Below are 15,890 nucleotides of genomic sequence, written 5' to 3'. Positions count from 1 at the left end.
ATTGCCCCTCATCCGCCTGCCGGCACCTTCTCCCCGTTTTGACGGGGAGAAGGGACTCGCGGCACCGGCTCGTCCCCTCTCCCCGCGTGCGGGGAGAGGGTTAGGGTGAGGGGCAATTCCGCCGGAAAGCGCGAGGGGCGAAGAGCTACAGTGCGATTGGGAGATGATGATGGCTGACGAATGCGCAGTTGCGGTTTCCAGACGGTCCGGCGGGCGGGCGGCGCGTGTGGCGCTTCGCGCGGCGCCGCTTGCGGAAAATATCCGGCCGGTCCGCCCGGGTCTTGCCGGCGGGCAATACAAGCCGCTGAGCGAGGCGAATGTCCGGCGCATCCACGAGGCAGCGCTCGATGCTTTGGAGCAGATCGGCCTTGCCAATGCGCCGAAGTCCGGGGTCGACATCATGACCGGCGCCGGCGCCATCCTCGGAGACGACGGGCGCATTCGCTTTCCCCGCGCGCTTGTCGAGGACATGCTGGCTGTTGCCGCCCGCGACATCACCCTCTACGCCCGTGATCCGAAACAGGATCTGAACTTGAGCGGCACGCGGGTCCATTACGGCACGGCGGGTGCCGCCGTGCATGTCGTCGATGTCGAGAAGCGCGAATATCGCGAGTCCACGGCGAAGGACCTGCTCAACGCCGCGCAGCTCGTCCATCATCTCGACAATGTCCATTTCTTCCAGCGCGCCATGGTCTGCCGCGACGTTCCCGACAATTTCCTGATGGACATCAACACGCTTTATGCCTGCTGCGCCGGCACCACCAAGCATGTCGGCACCAGCTTTTCCGATCCGTCGCATGTCGAGGGCTGTTTCGACCTCATCCATATGATTGCCGGCGGCGAGGACAACTGGCGGGCGCGGCCCTTCGTCTCGAATTCCAACTGCTTCGTGGTGCCGCCGATGAAGTTTGCGGAAGAGAGCTGCATCACCATGGAGAAGTGCATTCGCGGCGGCATGCCGATCCTCTTGCTTTCCGCCGGGCAGGCGGGCGCCACGGCCCCGGCGCCGCTGGCAACGGCGATCGTCCAGGCGGTCGCCGAATGCCTTGCCGGCGTCGTCTACGTCAATGCGCTGTCCCCCGGCCATCCGGCCGTCTTCGGGACCTGGCCGTTTGTTTCGGATTTAAGGACGGGAGCCATGTCCGGCGGCTCCGGCGAGCAGGCGCTGCTGACGGCCGGTTGCGCCCAGATGCACCAGTTCTATCGTCTGCCGGGCGGTGCCGCCGCCGGCATCGCGGATGCGAAGCTGCCCGACATGCAGGCCGGCTGGGAACAGGCGATCTCCAATGTCATGGCGGGGCTTTCCGGTCTCAACATGGTCTACGAGGCGGTCGGCATGCATGCCTCGCTCCTCGGCTTCTGCCTCGAGTCGCTGGTGCTCGGCGACGACCTGCTCGGGCAGGTGCAGCGCTGCATCCGCGGCATCGACGTGACCGAGGATTCGGTCTCCCTCGAAACCATGCGCTCCGTCTGCCTCGACGGTCCCGGCCATTATCTCGGCCATCCCCAGACGCTCGGGCTGATGCAGACCGAGTACATCTACCCGGCCGTTGCCGACCGCACGAGCCCGAAGGAATGGGTGGAGATCGGCCGTCCGGACCTCGTCGCCCGCGCCATCGAGCGGAAGAACCGCATTCTCGCCGAGGCTGCCCCATCCGTCATTGCACCGGAAATCGACCGCGCCATCCGGGAAAAGTTCAGGGTCTACTGCTGAAGGATAGAGCGGGATGAGGAAAGGTTTTCCGCCCGCCTCCCGCTTATCGTGAACTAAAGCGCGTCGCGTTCAAACGTACTCACGCGGCGCGTTTTAGGTCTTTGTTTTTGTGCATGTCGTCATCCCAAAACCGCTGCACACTTTTGGGCGACAGGCATTAGCGGCGCCGGTCGAAATGCGTCCTGAGCGTCACATGCGTTTGCACCGTGGCAATGCCCGGAATGGTGGCGATCTGTCGCCGGATGGTGTCGAGGTCACCGTTCGAGTCGCATTCGACGAGCAGCATGAGATCCGTCGCGCCGGCGAGAGACCAGCAACTGACGACGTGCGGCATGCCGGAAATGCGCGGCAAGACATGGTCGCAGTTCTTGCCGGACTGGAAGGCGACGGCAACGAGGGCGCGCACAACCGGGGCCTTCTCTTCCACCCCAAGCCGGATCGTATAGCCGGCGATCGTGCCCTTGGTTTCCAGCCGACGCAGCCGCTCATGCGTGGCGCTGCGCGACAGGCCTGCATGGCGGGCGAGCGCCACCAGGCTCTGGCGGGAATCCTGGCGCAACGCCGCCAGCAACAGACGGTCCTTTTCGTCGAGTTCAGTCAATTCGTCGTCCTCGGGCGCGCGCGGCGGACGAATGTCCGGGCAAGGCGGCATCGTGCTCAATGAAACCGGACGATAGGGCAGTTAGCTTCTTCGAACAACGAAGGAGACCCTGTCATGAACAGCTTGAAACTTCCCGTAAATACCGTCCTGATCCCGATCGACATGCAGCGCGCCTTCGATGCAGCGCCGTGGCCGCCGCGCTGGAATGAACGTGTCGATGGAAACGGGCTGGCGCTCCTGGCCGCGTGGCGCGCGGTGAGACGGCCGATCATACATGTGCGGCACGACAGCGTCGTGGAAGGCTCGACGCTGCGGCCGGGGCAGCCCGGCAACGCCTTTCGTCCCGGCTTCGACCCATTGGGAGAGGAACCCCTTATCAGCAAGAGCGTGAATGCGGCCTTCATCGGCACCGATCTCGACCTCAGGCTCCGCCGCCTCGGAGCCGATACCGTCGTGATGTTCGGCATTTCGACCGACATGTGTGTCTCGACCTCGGTGCGGGTCGGCGCCAATCTCGGCTATCGTGTGATCCTCGTGGAGGATGCCTGCGATTGTTTCGATTTGGCGGATGGCGCGGGCGGGGTGATCTCGGCGCGGGACATCCACCGCGCGCATGTGGCGACTCTGAGGGCGGACTTTGCCGAAGTGGTGGCCACCGAGGACATGCTGGCCGCGCTCGACGCCGCGAAAGCGGCGTGATCATCGCGCCGTTGCGCCCTTCGTTTCCAGGATACGGTAGCTCCATTTGGGCGCCCTGGGCGCTTCATCCTCCCGGAACGGAAAGGTGAGAAACGTCTCGAAGGGGCGGGTCTCACCGCCCGGGACACGCACGAGCACAAGCGCCGTGTCGTCGCCGACCCGCGTGCATCCGCTCTCCGGGCAATCCTCGAGCGTGACCGTCAGACGGAAATATTCCAGCGTGATTGACGATTTGTTTCGAGCGGTTCCACGGAGGCGATAGCTGCGTTCCGCCTGGTTGCGCTCGAAGGCGAGGTTATCGAGCGCGATATCGGAAGGGGCGAGCCCGGCCGGGCGCGGGGCGGGCGCGGGTGCAGGCGCGTCCGGTGTGCTTTCGCTGAGCCAGACCAGAAAGGCGGCGGCGAGCCCCACCGCAACCGCAATGGAAAGGACCGGCTCCACCCAGCTACGGAAGCGGCCATAGCGGGCGGCGAGATACACGATCGCCAAGCCCAGGAATAACGCAATCACCCACAGCATGTAGATCCTCTTACAGCGCCGCCCGTCCACCAGGACGCGCAAGGGGCGCTGTAGCGCGTTGAATTACTGCACGATTTTCACTTTAAAGCGATACCAATCCAAGGATCATGCAGTGGAGGAATCTTATCGGTTCGCGCGCAAAGCTGGCAATCGCCGCTGGCCTGCATTCGCCTTTGGGCGAAGTTCACTTCCTTAGACTGATCCAATAGGCGCCATCGAAGGGAACGGCCGCGAAGCGTTCATTGATTTCGGCCAGGGTCTTGGCCGGGTCGACATCGGCAAACAGCTCCGGCCGCAGCCAGGCGGCAAATGCTTCCGCGGCAACGATGTTCAGCGGGATAGCATTGAAGAAGTTCCAGATTCCGTGGACGCGGCCGTTGCGGACGGCTCCGATACTCTCCATTACCGGCGTGGCGGCCACCTTTGCCAATGTCCGCTCGGCCTCGTCGCCACTGACCCCCGGGCCGATCGAAAAGCCGCTATATTTGCCGCCAGGCGACGACGTGGCGATATAGACCTCGGGGTTCTCGGCCATGATCGCCTCCGCATTCATCATGCCGCCCGGCCGCGGCAGCTTGCCTTCGGCGATGTTGCGGCTGCCGGTCAGGCTGATGAATTCACCAAGGCCGCCGATGCCATAGGCCCAGCAGCAGCGGTCAGCACCGGGAAAGGCTTCCATCAGCACCGTCGGTCCCGGCTCAGGGTGCTTGGCAACCCGGTCGCGGATGCGGGCAAGGCGTTCCTCGTAGAAGCGGGCGAATTCCTCGGCCTTTTCTTCCCGTTCGAAGATCTTGCCGAGCAGGCGCATCGTGTCGGGCGTGCGCTTCAGGACATCGTCGTTGAAGTCCACGACGACCACCGGGACGCCGATCCCCGAGAGATAGTCGATGGCGCGCTGGCCGGCCTCGGTATCCGCCTGCCAATTGGCGAGGAGCGCCAGATCTGCCTTGAGCGTCAGGATCGTCTCGAAGGACAAGCCCGGTCCGCTGCCGTCGTCGATCAGCGGCACCTCGGCAAGTCTCGGGAATTTGCGCCGGAAGCTTTCATAGATTTCCGGGTTGTCACCCTTCATGTCCCCGGACCAGCCGGCCAGCAGGTTTACCGGATCGGGGTGGATCAGCGATAGGGCGATGAGATTGAAACCGGTGCCGAGCAGCACCGCCTGGGGGCGCGAAGCTATCGTGACCTCGCGTCCGGTCGAATCGGTAACCGTCATCGGCCACTGCGCTTGCGCCCGGGCAGTGAAGGCGAGCAGGGCGATCAACAGCATTGCGGCGCTTCGAACGACGCCCGAAGAGGTCTGAGGCAAGTTATTGGTTCCTTTGGCTTGGAAGGGCGCAGAGGCTGCCACAGCTCGCGATGCCGGGAAGAAGGTAGCGCAGACAGCAGATTTTGCGCCGGCAGACCTGCGCTCCGTTCTCCTCCTCGTGGCGAAGGCAGTCGAAGAAGGGGTTGGTCGCTCCGTTCGGCATCAGGCGCAAGCTCGTCATCGCATCGGCCTGGTTGCTCAAGGGTTCAGTTCCGGCGGTTCGCAGCGCGTAGTCGATGTAGACGGCGGCGTTGTTCCAGGCGAGCTTCGGTGCAATGCCGCCCACCGCCTTGAGATGACCAATGACCCTGACAAGGTGCTCGTCCACCAGAGGCTGGAGGGCGGAGAAAATCTCCTGCCCATCCTCATCGCTCCAGTCACCGGGCGCCGGAACACCGAGGGCACGAGGCAAGCCGTCGGCTGAAAGCGCCACCGTCATCTCGTCGAAACGAATGGGCAGTACCTGACGCTCCAGCGCCCAGGCGACGACATAGGGGATGGTGAGACTCGATAGATAGAAAAGCGACCACATGGAAGCGACGGCGCGTCGATCGCCGCCGTCGAATGTTGCCGCATAGGTCGAAAGCGCCCGGTCGAAGGCACCGGAGGCGAAGAACTCGGCGAGCGGCATGCCATCGGCGAGATCGGCCGACAGCACCATCTTCTCGTTGCACCAGGCATGCGGGCCTGCAAAGGCCGCCGACAGGACCGTCGACCCGCCAGGATGCGCTACGCTTTCATGCCCGCCCATCGCCATGGCGCTACCAGTTGTAACGCAGCGAGCCGATGACGGCGCGGCCCCGGTCGCGGTAGCAGAAGCCTGCCGAGCAAACCGCTTCGCGACGGTCAAACAGATTGGTCGCATTCACCTGCAGACGCAAACCTTCATATTTTTTGTCGAGGGCCGCAAAGTCGTAGTGAGCAGCGGCGTCGAACAGGACGCGAGACGAATTGCGCGTCGTGTTTTGGTCGTTGCCGTAGCTGGACCCGAGGAAGCGAGCACCTGCCCCGAAGCCGAGGCCATATCCCGGCCCATCCTCTGGCAGGGTATAATACGCCCAGGCAGAGGCCATGTGGCGAGGCACGGATGAGACGTAGTTGCCGATCGTGTCCGCAGGACCTTCGAGGATTTTTGCGTCGGTGTAGGTATAGGAGGCCACCAGCGACAGGCCGTTGTCGAGGCTAGTGTTCGCCTCCAGCTCGAAGCCGCGGGAGCGCACCTTGCCGCGCTGCACCTGAATGTTCTCGGGCCCAGTGGGCAAGTCCACAACCTCGTAATAGAGGCTATTGGTTTGGTCGATGTTGAAGAGAGCGGCGGTGATCAGCGTGTTGCTGTTCGGCAAGAGATATTTGACGCCGACTTCCTGCTGTTCGCTTTCCGTCGGCTTGAACGGCTGGTTCGTTTCTCTGTTGATCCCCGCATTGGGCGAGAATGCTGTCGAGTAGCTGATATAGGGTGCTAGGCCGAAATCGGTTTCGTAGGTCAAGCCGATGCGGCCGGAAAATTCCTTGTCGTTCTGCGATACGGTGCTCACCGCGTCGGTAGCGAGATCAGTCGTGTCGGTATCGGTCGAAACCCAGTCATAACGTGCACCACCGGTTAGCGTCCAGGCGTCGTAGCGGATCTGGTCCTGCAGGTACGTGCCGAGCTGCCATTGATCCTGGACGACCCGGCTGCTGAAGTCGATCGCCGCAACCGGGCGACCTTGCGTCGGGTTGTTGGTGTCGAGCGGCGGGGAAACGCCCGTACCGGAGAGAGAGCGGAAACGCAATTTGGTATAGTCGACGCCCGCGAGCAATGTGTGATCGAGCGCCCCGGTATCGAATTCGGCTACCAGCTGGTTGTCGATGACGAAGGCCGTCAGCCGCTCGTCGAAGGTGCCGGCGCTGCTGTCAAGGAGCGTCGGATCAACGTCGTTCGGGGCATAGGCGAAGGCCCAGTCCGCGTCCGTATTCAGCGTCGAGATGCGCGCGTTCTGGCGGAACGTGAATGTCTCGTTGAGCCGATGTTCGAATTCGTAGCCCAGTCGGGCCTGCTTCTGCACCGAATCGTTGAAGGCGGGGTTGCCCGCGAAGATGTCCGTTACCTCACCGGTCAACGGGTCGTTGTAATAGGCCGCCGTGCCGCCGGTCTTGGTGCGTGAATATTCGCCGAGAACGGTCAGGCTCGTGTCTTCGTCCGGTTTCCAGGTGAAGGCTGGCGCGATATAGGCGCGGTCGTCAGGCACGCTCACCTGCTCGGTGTCGGAGTCACGCAGGAGCCCGGTCAGCCGGTAATAGACCGGATCTGTTTCGTTGATCGGACCGGAGAAATCGAACTGTCCCTGGTATCGATTATCGGTGCCGTATTGCACTTGCAGTTCGTGCAGCGGCACTTCGGTTGGCCGCTTGGTGATCAGGTTGAACAGACCTCCCGCGCCGGATGCGCCGTAAAGGGCGGACGACGGACCGCGAAGAATGGAAACGCCTTCGAGACCGTATGGCTCGGTCTTGAAGATGGACGAGCTCGCGCCGGGCTGGCGCAGGTTGTCACGGAAGACGCCGGTGTAGGTCACATCGAAGCCGCGCACCGAAAAGCTGTCGAAGCGCGGATCGAAGCCGAAGGCGTTTACGCGCGAACCTGGGGTGTAAGCCAAGACGTCGAGTAGCGTCTGCGGGTTGCGGTCCTTCAACTGCTGCTCGGTAACGGAAGAGATCGACTGCGGTGTTTGCAGAAAGGGCGTGTCGACTTTCGCCCCAGTTGCGCTGCTCGTGCCGACATAGCCGTCGGCGGTGATAACGCCGCCGCTGCCGCCGTTCACAATCAGGGTTTCGAGGGCGGTCGATTCCGCATTGCCGGCGGTCTCCTGTTGAGCCTCTTGCGCCTGCGCCGTGGCGACGAGGGCAAGGGCGGAGGTCCCGGCGAGAGTGGCGCGGATCAGCGGCAGCAGGCGGATTGTTTGATTAGGCATGCGATGCAACTTTCTGGACGGTAAACGAAAATCGATAAGATGACTTAATCACTCATGATTTTTGCGCCCGCAAGTAGCATTTATGACTATTAAAGTCATGTTTTGAATTTGTGGGAAATAGGCAACAGCGGCCACACGTTGTGACACGGTGCGTCTATTACAACCGGGGAGCGCTGAGCCATCGAAGTGGGCAAGAAAATGCCCCTCGGCCGTTTTGGGGAGTGGCGGAAGGGCACAAGTAGGAGGGGATAGCCGAAAGCGGGAGGGCGGCCCGGGTGGGCACTCCCCCTTGGAAGCGGCTCGGACGAGAGCTTGCTCGCCCGTCAGCCGTGGTTGATCATAATGTGCCGAACGGCCGTGTAATCCTCGAGCGCATAGACCGACATGTCCTTGCCGTAGCCCGACTGCTTGACGCCGCCATGCGGCATTTCGGTGGTCAGCATGAAGTGCGTGTTGATCCAGGTGCAACCGTATTGCAGCCGTGAGGCAGCCTTCATCGCCCTGCTGATATCCTTCGTCCAGACGGAGGAGGCGAGGCCATAGTCGCTGTCATTCGCCCAGGCGACGACGTCGTCCTTGCCGGTGAAGCGGGTGACGGAAACGACCGGCCCGAAGACCTCGCGGCGGACGATCTCATCCTCCTGCGTCGCGCCGGCGACGACCGTCGGCTGAAAGAAGAACCCTTCCGCACTGCCCGTGCGGCCGCCGGTGGTGATGTCGATATGTTTCTGGTCAGCCGCCCGCTCGACGAAGCTGGCGACGCGATCGCGCTGGCGCTTGGAGATCAGCGGTCCGATCTCGTTCTCGGTGTCGTCGGCAAGGTTGTAGCGGATCGTCGAAACGGCGCTTGTCAGGTCGGCGACGAGCTTCTCGTAGATGCCGGCCTCCGCATAGATGCGGCAGGCGGCGGTGCAGTCCTGGCCGGCATTGTAATAGCCGAAGGTGCGGATGCCGTTGACGACGGCCTCGAGATCGGCGTCGTCATAGACGATGACCGGCGCCTTGCCGCCGAGTTCGAGATGGGTCCGCTTGACCGTCTTCGCCGCCGCCGTCAGCACCTTCTTGCCGGTGGCGATATCGCCGGTGATCGACACCATGGAGACCTTGGGATGATTGATCAGCGCGTTGCCGACCGTTTCGCCGCGGCCGGTGATGACGTTGACGACGCCCTCGGGAAGAATGTCGGCCAAGAGCCGCGCCAGTTTCAGCGCGGTCAACGGCGTCTGCTCGGACGGCTTGAAGACGACGGTGTTGCCGCCGGCGATTGCCGGCGCCAGCTTCCAGGCCATCATCATCAAGGGATAATTCCAGGGGGCGATCGAGCCGACGATGCCGATCGGGTCGCGGCGGATCATCGAGGTGTGACCCGGCAGGTATTCGCCGGCGGTCGGCGCGTGCAGGTTGCGCACCGCACCGGCAAAGAACCGCCAGCAATCGATGATCGCCGGGAGCTCGTCGTTCTTCACGGCATTGATCGGCTTGCCACAGTTCAGGGCTTCGAGCGCGGCAAAGTCGTCGGCATGCTTCTCGATCGCATCGGCGATCTTCAGGAGATGGTTCGAGCGTTCGGCCGGCGTCGTCTCGGACCAGGTGTCGAAGGCGCGCTCTGCCGCGTCCACGGCGGCGTCGATCTGTCTATGGGAGGCTTCGGCGAGATCGATGATCCGGGCGCCCGTCCGCGGGTTGAGGATGTGCTCCTCGGCCTCGGTTCCGGCTTCGAAACGCGATCCGATCAGGAGTTGCGTGTCCATGTCTGTTCTCCCTTGATGTTCGATGTCATTTGCCGGCTCCGGCGATCTGGTCGCCGTCGCGGGTGAGGTAGTAGGCGCCGAGGATCGGCAGGAAGGTGACGATGACGACGATCATCGCGACGACGTTGGTCACCGGCCGCTGGCGCGGGCGGATCAGTTCCTCGAGCATCCAGATCGGTAGCGTCGACTGCTGTCCGGCGGTAAACGTCGTGACGATCACCTCGTCGAAGGAGAGCGCAAAGGCGAGCATGCCGCCGGCGAGCAGCGCCGTGCCGATATTCGGCAGGATCACGTAGCGGAAGGTCTGGAAGCCGTCCGCGCCGAGGTCCATCGAGGCTTCGATCAGCGAGCCGGAAATCCGCCGAAAGCGGGCGACCGCGTTGTTGTAGACGACGACGATGCAGAATGTCGCGTGGCCGAGCACGATCGTCCAGAACGAGAACGGGATGTCCGCCATCGAGAAGGCCGAGCGCAGCGCGATGCCGGTGATGATGCCGGGCAGCGCGATCGGTAGGATAACCAGCAGTGATACCGTCTCGCGGCCGAAGAAGCGCGTCTGGCTGATCGCGGCGGCGCAAAGTGTGCCGAGGATGAGTGCGGCGCCGGTGGCGATCGCGGCGACCTTGACGGAGAGGGTGAGGGCGGCCCAGACGTCCGGCCGGCTCCAGGCGACCGCGAACCATTGCGTCGTCAGCCCCGGCGGCGGGAATTGATAGGTCTTTTCCTCCGTCGTGAAGGCATAGAGGAAAATCAGCAGGATCGGCACGTGCATGAAGGCAAGACCGGCGGCCGCGGCGATCTTCAGGCCAAGGGGCGCGCGGTTCGATTTCTCAGAGCGCATCGAAGGCCCCCATGCGTTTGGCCATCCAGAGATAGGCGCCCATGATGACGATCGGCACGACGGTGAAGGCGGCGGCGAGCGGGATGTTGCCGGCGGTGCCCTGCTGGGCATAGACGGCCTGGCCGATGAACAGCCGCGACGAGCCGATAATCTGCGGGATGATGTAGTCGCCGAGCGTCAGCGAGAAGGTGAAGATCGAGCCGGCGACGATGCCGGGCAGCGCCAGTGGGAAAAGCACATGGCGGAAGGTCTGCGCCGGCGTGCCGCCGAGGTCGGACGAGGCTTCGATGAGATTGGCCGGGACCCGCTCCAGTGCCGCCTGGATCGGCAGGATCATGAAGGGCATCCAGACATAGACGAAGACGATGAAGGTGCCGGTATAGCTGACCGAGAGCGAATTGCCTCCGACGATCGGCAGCGCCAGCCAGGCATCGAGCAGCCAGAGGAGGTTCAGCTTCTCGAAGACCCAGGTGAGGATGCCTTCCTTGGCAAGGATCAGCTTCCAGGCGTAGACCTTGACGAGATAGCTCGACCAGAGCGGCAGCATGACGGCGAGATAGAAGAGCGCCTTCCATTTGCCGCGCGCATAGCGCGCCGCGTAATAGGCGATCGGGAAGGCGATGAAGGCCGAGACGAGCGTCACGAGGGCTGCCATCGAGACGGTGCGCAGGATGATGTCGAGATTGGCTTCGCTCAGAAGCTGTCGGTAGGTCGCAAGCGTGAATTCGTAGTTGATAAGGCCGGAAAACTCGTCGATCGAGAAGAAGCTCTGGAGGAGCAGCGCGAACAGCGAGCCGAGATAGACGACGCCGAGCCACAGCAGGGGCGGCCCGAGCAGCACCGTCAGCAGCACATGCGGGTGCCGCCAGAAAAAGTCCGAGAGACGGCCGGCCGCGCTGCGGCGCTCCGGAAGGACGAAGCTTTCGGCAACGATCGTCATGCGTCCTCCATAGGGTGAAGGTCGCGGGCGGCGAAGCTGATCGTCACCGGGCTGCCGATCGCCGGGACGCTTTGTGCGGCGGGACTGGCGACGGCAATGCGGGTGCCGTCGACATCGACGACGATGCGGTTGGTCGCGCCGAGGAAACTGCGGCCGGCGACAGTGCCGGAGAGGCTCAGCGCGCCGTCGGCCGCTGGCGCGATCGCCACCGCCTCCGGCCTCAGGCTGGCAAAGGACGCATTCAGCCCGAGCCTCTGGCAGAGCTTGGCTGAGAGCACATTGGACGAACCGACGAAATCGGCGACGAAACGGGTCTTCGGCTGGTTGTAGACGTCTTCCGGCAGGCCGAGCTGCTGGATCCGGCCCTCGTTGAAGACGGCAATGCGGTCGGCCATCGACAGCGCCTCGCCCTGGTCGTGGGTAACGAAGACGAAGGTGATGCCGAGCGATTTCTGCAGGCTCTTCAGTTCCTCCTGCATCTGTTCGCGCAGCTTCAGATCAAGTGCGCCGAGCGGCTCGTCGAGGAGCAGCACCTTGGGCTTGTTGACGAGCGCGCGGGCGAGCGCCACGCGCTGGCGCTGGCCGCCGGACAACTGACCGGGCCGGCGTGTGCCGTAGCCGGGCAGCTTGACCATGGCGAGCGCATCTTCCGCCGCTTTTCGCCTTTCCTCGCGGCCGACGCCCTTGACCATCAGTCCATAGGCGACGTTGTCGAGAATGGAGAGATGCGGGAACAGGGCATAGTCCTGGAAAACGGTGTTGACGCTGCGGCGATAGGGCGGCACGCCTTCCGCCGTCTCGCCAAAAATCTCGATATGCCCGTTGGTCGGCTGCTCGAAGCCGGCCATCAGCCTCAGGCAGGTCGTCTTGCCCGAGCCGGACGGCCCGAGCATCGCGAAGAACTCGCCCTCGGCGATCGAGAGGTTGACGCGATCGACGGCGCGCACCGCACCGAAATGGCGGGATACGGTGTCGAAGAGGACGGCGGTGGTCATTAGGGCACTCCAGAGGTTTTGCCCCTCATCCGCCCTGCCGGGCACCTTCTCCCCGCAGGCGGGGCGAAGGGGACTCGTGGCAAACGCGGCATACGGGAACGAGCTCCCTCCCCCTTGTGGGGAGGGTTGGGGAGGGGAGTTGCGTCGTGTGAGACCCCTCCCGGCCCTGCGGGCCACCCTCCCCACAAGGGGGAGGGAAGCGGCGGCTTACCGTCCGCCGATCACGCCGATATAGTCGGACACCCAGCGGTGATAGGGCACGCATTCGCTCTGGCTTGCGCATTTGGCGACCGGCGTCTTCCAGAACTTGACCTTGTCGAAGTCGTTGTAGCCATTGGCCTGGCAGCCCTCATCCGTCAGAAGCTCGTTGCCCTTGCAGGCCGCCCCGACCGAGGGATTGGCGCCGAACCAGGCGGATACATCGCCCTGGACCTTCGGCGCCAGCGTGTGCTCCATCCACATATAGGCGCAGTTCGGATGCTCGCTGTCGGCATGCAGCATGGTCGTGTCGGCCCAGCCCGTCACTCCTTCTTCCGGGAAGACCGACTCGATTGGCTGCTTTTCTGCCAGCATAAGGTTGACCTGGAACGGCCAGGTGCCGGAGGCGACGACGCCCTCATTCTTGAAGTCGTCGATCTGGATCATCGCGTCGTGCCAGTAGCGGCCGACGAGGGTGCGCTGGACGCGCAGCAGATCGAGGGCGGCCTTGTACTGCTCTTCGTTGAGCTCGTAAGGGTCCTTGATGCCGAGCTCGGGCTTGTGGGCCATCAGGTAATTGGCCGCGTCGGCGACATGGATTGGCCCGTCATAGGCCTGGATACGACCCTTGTTGGACTTGCCGTCCGGCAGCGTCATTTCCTCGAAGACGACGTTCCAGCTTTTCGGCGGCTGCCCCTTGAAGGCCTCCGTGTTGTACATCAGCACATTCGGCCCCCACACATAGGGTGTACCGTAATGCACGTCGTTGACCGTATGCCAGGGTGCGTTCTGCATGCGCTCGTCGATCGTCTTCCAGCTCGGAATGAGGGCGGTGTTGATCGGCTGAACGCGCTTGCCGGCCACCAGGCGAAGCGAGGCGTCGCCCGAAGCGGTGACGAGGTCGAAGCCGCCTTCATTCATTAGCGCGACCATTTCGTCGGAGGTCGCGGCGGTCTTGACGCTGACCTTGCAGCCCGACTTCTTCTCGAATTCGGTCACCCAGTCGTAGCTCTTGTCGGTTTCGCCGCGCTCGATGTAGCCGGGCCAGGCGACGATCGACAGTTGGCCTTCACCCTGGCCGAGCTCCTTCAGCGGCTCCTGGGCAAGCGCCGGGGCGACGAGGCCGAGCGTAAGGGTAAGCGCCGTGCAGGATTTCAGGATCTGCTTCATGGAAGTCTCCCCAGTTTGTGCCGCATTCCGCGGACTTGTTCCCTGGGATGAAGCGTGCCTCTATTTCTCCGTATTCGCAAATTCATTAATCAGAATGCCGATATCGATTTTTCCGATACCTGGCTTGACCGGAATTAGCGCGGACGCGCGCTGCGCAGGGCCTCGGCGATGCCGACGAAATCGCGCGCCGACTGCGGCAGGCTGGAACCCTTGCGCCATACCATGCCCACCTGGACGACGGGCAGCGCGCCGGAAACGTCGCGGCTCTCGATCCGGTCGCCTTCGAGCGACCACGGTCGGTAGACGAGGTCAGGCAGAAGGGCGATACCGGCGCCGGTCGCGACCAGGCTGCGGACCGCCTCGACCGATCGGGTACGGAAGGCGACGTGCGGGCGCGCGCCGAGCGCCGAGAGCAGCTTGCCGGTGTTTTCCTCGATCTCGTCGACCGTCAGCATGATGAGCGGTTCCTTGGCGATATCCTCGACCGAGATGATGTCGGCGCTGACGAGCGGGTGACCGATCGGCAGCCAGAGCCGGTAGGGCGAGGTCTCGAGGATTTCCGCCTGCAGCGCCATGCGGTCGCGCAGGTTGGAGATCACCATGACGGCCACATCGAGTTCGCCGCCGACCAGCAGATGTTCGAGATAGGAGCCGTTGTCCTCGATGGCGCTCACCTCGACGCCGGGGCAGGCGCGGCGATAGCGGGCGAGCAGGTCCGAGAGCACATAGCCGGCAACCAGCGAGGTAACACCGAGATTGAGCTTGCCGCCGCGCTCCTCGCGGCTGTCCGAAAAACTCCGCCGGGCGTCCGAAACGTCGGCGAGAATCTTCGTCGCGTGGCGGAGGAACTGGTGGCCGTTATGGGTGATCGCCAAGCCCCTCGGATGGCGATCGAAAAGCTCGACACCAAGATCGGTCTCCAGTTCCTTGATCGCTTCGGTGATCGAGGATTGCGAGATCGACAGGTTCTGCGCCGCACGGGTGACCGACCCCTGCTCGGCGACGGCGACGAAATATTGCAACTGCCGGAGTGTGAATGCCATGGAGCGAATTAACACCGGGCGACGAGCGGATGGCAAGTCAGAGGCGTGAAGCGCCATGACTTGGCGCATTTCAGCATGCGCGGTGGCCCGGCGGTGTTAAGGTGCGCTCTACTGCATGTCTCCTTAAATCGACCTCGATTTAAGGACAAAGACATGCAGCAATTCAAAGCGCTACAGCGACCCTTGCGCGCCTGATAAGGTGCGCGGCGCTGTAGGGAGCGCAGGATGGATTCGAGACGATCAAAACCGATGCCGACGGAGCCCGGCATTCTCGCCTTTCACGCGCGTTGTGAGGCTTTTTACCCGGCCGACGCCGTGAACGCTTCGGTCGCGCAACAGCGGCAATGGTACGATGCCCTTTGCGCCGAATTCGACGCGCCGTCGCCGGAGGGGCTGAAGCGGCGCGACGAGGTCGTGGCCGGACGCATACCAATCCGGCACTATCGGCCAGCGGACATCGCGACCGAGACCCGGATTTTCTACATTCATGGCGGCGGATTCGTCGTAGGGTCGCTGGAAAGCCATGATGCCATCTGTGCCGAACTCGCTCATGGTGCGCGCGCCGAACTGGTCGCCGTGGATTACCGCCTAGTGCCGGAGCATGTCTGGCCCGCGGCCTTCGAGGATTGCTATGCGGTGCTTGAAGAACTTCTCGCCGACGAAAGCCGGCTTGTCGTTGCAGGCGACAGTGCAGGCGGCAATCTGGTTGCGGGCATTGTGCTCAAGGCCAAGGCCGAAGGGCTTTCCGGCATTGTCGGTCAGGCACTGATCTATCCCGGCCTCGGCGGCGATCTCGTCAGCGGTTCCTATGGCGAGATGGCGGAGGCGCCGGGGCTTTCGACGACGGACGTGGCCTATTATCGCGAGGTGCTGAAGGCGCCGAGCGACGATGCCTTCGCTTATCCATTGAGGGCTGCGGACCTGTCTGGACTTCCGCCGGCCTACATCACCGGGGCTCATTTCGATCCGTTGCGTGATGACGCGCGGACCTATGCCGCTCGGCTTGCGCAGGCGGGCGTCGACGTGACCTATCGCGAAGAACCGCAGATGATCCATGCCTGGCTCCGGGCGCGTCATATGAGCCCGGGCGCCAGCGAGGGATTTCGCCATCTGGTTCATGGCGTGGCGCGGCTGGTCGGGACAGCTTGACGCATGGGCG

The 15,890-nt window shown here is 63.4% G+C and carries 14 protein-coding genes; 3 read left to right on the top strand and 11 right to left on the bottom strand.

Annotated elements, in window-relative coordinates; translation table 11 throughout:
- Positions 1–169 precede the first annotated feature (169 nt).
- A complete protein-coding gene (locus tag NGR_RS22085; protein ID WP_012708704.1) occupies positions 170–1,714 on the top strand; it encodes a trimethylamine methyltransferase family protein in 1,545 nt (514 codons plus the stop codon).
- A 157-nt stretch (positions 1,715–1,871) separates the two neighbouring features.
- Here the strand turns inward: NGR_RS22085 and NGR_RS22080 are convergent, their stop codons facing one another.
- Complete coding sequence (locus NGR_RS22080; protein WP_240545159.1) at positions 1,872–2,315, bottom strand: Lrp/AsnC family transcriptional regulator; 444 nt, start codon at positions 2,313–2,315, stop codon at positions 1,872–1,874.
- 114 nt (positions 2,316–2,429) lie between these two features.
- On the opposite strand from NGR_RS22080, the gene NGR_RS22075 reads away from it, so the two are divergent.
- Positions 2,430–3,014: a cysteine hydrolase family protein gene (locus NGR_RS22075; RefSeq protein WP_012708702.1), complete on the top strand. Its 585-nt coding sequence runs from the start codon at positions 2,430–2,432 to the stop codon at positions 3,012–3,014.
- Here NGR_RS22075 and NGR_RS22070 read toward each other — a convergent pair whose 3' ends face one another.
- From NGR_RS22070 to NGR_RS22025, 10 genes are all read right to left on the bottom strand, one after another.
- Positions 3,015–3,533: a hypothetical protein gene (locus NGR_RS22070; RefSeq protein WP_012708701.1), complete on the bottom strand. Its 519-nt coding sequence runs from the start codon at positions 3,531–3,533 to the stop codon at positions 3,015–3,017.
- A 184-nt stretch (positions 3,534–3,717) separates the two neighbouring features.
- Entirely contained in the window at positions 3,718–4,842 is a 1,125-nt protein-coding gene (locus tag NGR_RS22065) for an ABC transporter substrate-binding protein (protein ID WP_012708700.1), read from the bottom strand.
- A 1-nt stretch (position 4,843) separates the two neighbouring features.
- Positions 4,844–5,599, bottom strand: a complete 756-nt coding sequence (gene fhuF / locus NGR_RS22060) for a siderophore-iron reductase FhuF (RefSeq protein WP_012708699.1) — start codon at positions 5,597–5,599, stop codon at positions 4,844–4,846.
- A 4-nt stretch (positions 5,600–5,603) separates the two neighbouring features.
- Positions 5,604–7,793 carry a TonB-dependent siderophore receptor gene (locus NGR_RS22055; protein WP_012708698.1) on the bottom strand — a complete coding sequence of 730 codons (2,190 nt, stop codon included), beginning with the start codon at positions 7,791–7,793 and terminating at the stop codon, positions 5,604–5,606.
- Positions 7,794–8,116: 323 nt separating this feature from the next.
- Positions 8,117–9,544, bottom strand: coding sequence for a gamma-aminobutyraldehyde dehydrogenase (locus NGR_RS22050; protein WP_012708697.1), 1,428 nt, complete (start codon positions 9,542–9,544; stop codon positions 8,117–8,119).
- A 25-nt stretch (positions 9,545–9,569) separates the two neighbouring features.
- Entirely contained in the window at positions 9,570–10,385 is an 816-nt protein-coding gene (locus NGR_RS22045; protein ID WP_012708696.1) for an ABC transporter permease, read from the bottom strand.
- The gene (locus tag NGR_RS22040) at positions 10,375–11,325 is read right to left on the bottom strand and encodes an ABC transporter permease (protein WP_012708695.1); all 951 of its coding nucleotides are present in this window, start codon (positions 11,323–11,325) and stop codon (positions 10,375–10,377) included. The genes NGR_RS22045 and NGR_RS22040 overlap by 11 nt, the downstream gene beginning before the upstream one ends.
- A complete protein-coding gene (locus NGR_RS22035) occupies positions 11,322–12,320 on the bottom strand; it encodes an ABC transporter ATP-binding protein (protein WP_012708694.1) in 999 nt (332 codons plus the stop codon). The genes NGR_RS22040 and NGR_RS22035 overlap by 4 nt, the downstream gene beginning before the upstream one ends.
- Positions 12,321–12,527: 207 nt before the next feature.
- On the bottom strand, positions 12,528–13,688 hold the full coding sequence (locus NGR_RS22030; RefSeq protein WP_012708693.1) for an ABC transporter substrate-binding protein: 1,161 nt from the start codon (positions 13,686–13,688) through the stop codon (positions 12,528–12,530).
- 134 nt (positions 13,689–13,822) lie between these two features.
- Entirely contained in the window at positions 13,823–14,731 is a 909-nt protein-coding gene (locus NGR_RS22025; RefSeq protein WP_012708692.1) for a LysR family transcriptional regulator, read from the bottom strand.
- Positions 14,732–14,956: 225 nt separating this feature from the next.
- On the opposite strand from NGR_RS22025, the gene NGR_RS22020 reads away from it, so the two are divergent.
- Positions 14,957–15,880 (top strand): alpha/beta hydrolase, encoded by a 924-nt coding sequence (locus NGR_RS22020; RefSeq protein ID WP_012708691.1) that lies wholly within the window; start codon positions 14,957–14,959, stop codon positions 15,878–15,880.
- Positions 15,881–15,890: the final 10 nt, after the last annotated feature.

This window comes from Sinorhizobium fredii NGR234 (assembly GCF_000018545.1).
Classification (GTDB): Bacteria; Pseudomonadota; Alphaproteobacteria; order Rhizobiales; family Rhizobiaceae; genus Sinorhizobium; species Sinorhizobium fredii_A.
The sequence above is the reverse complement of the archived record's forward strand: the minus strand, read 5'-3'. Positions and strand labels throughout refer to the sequence as shown.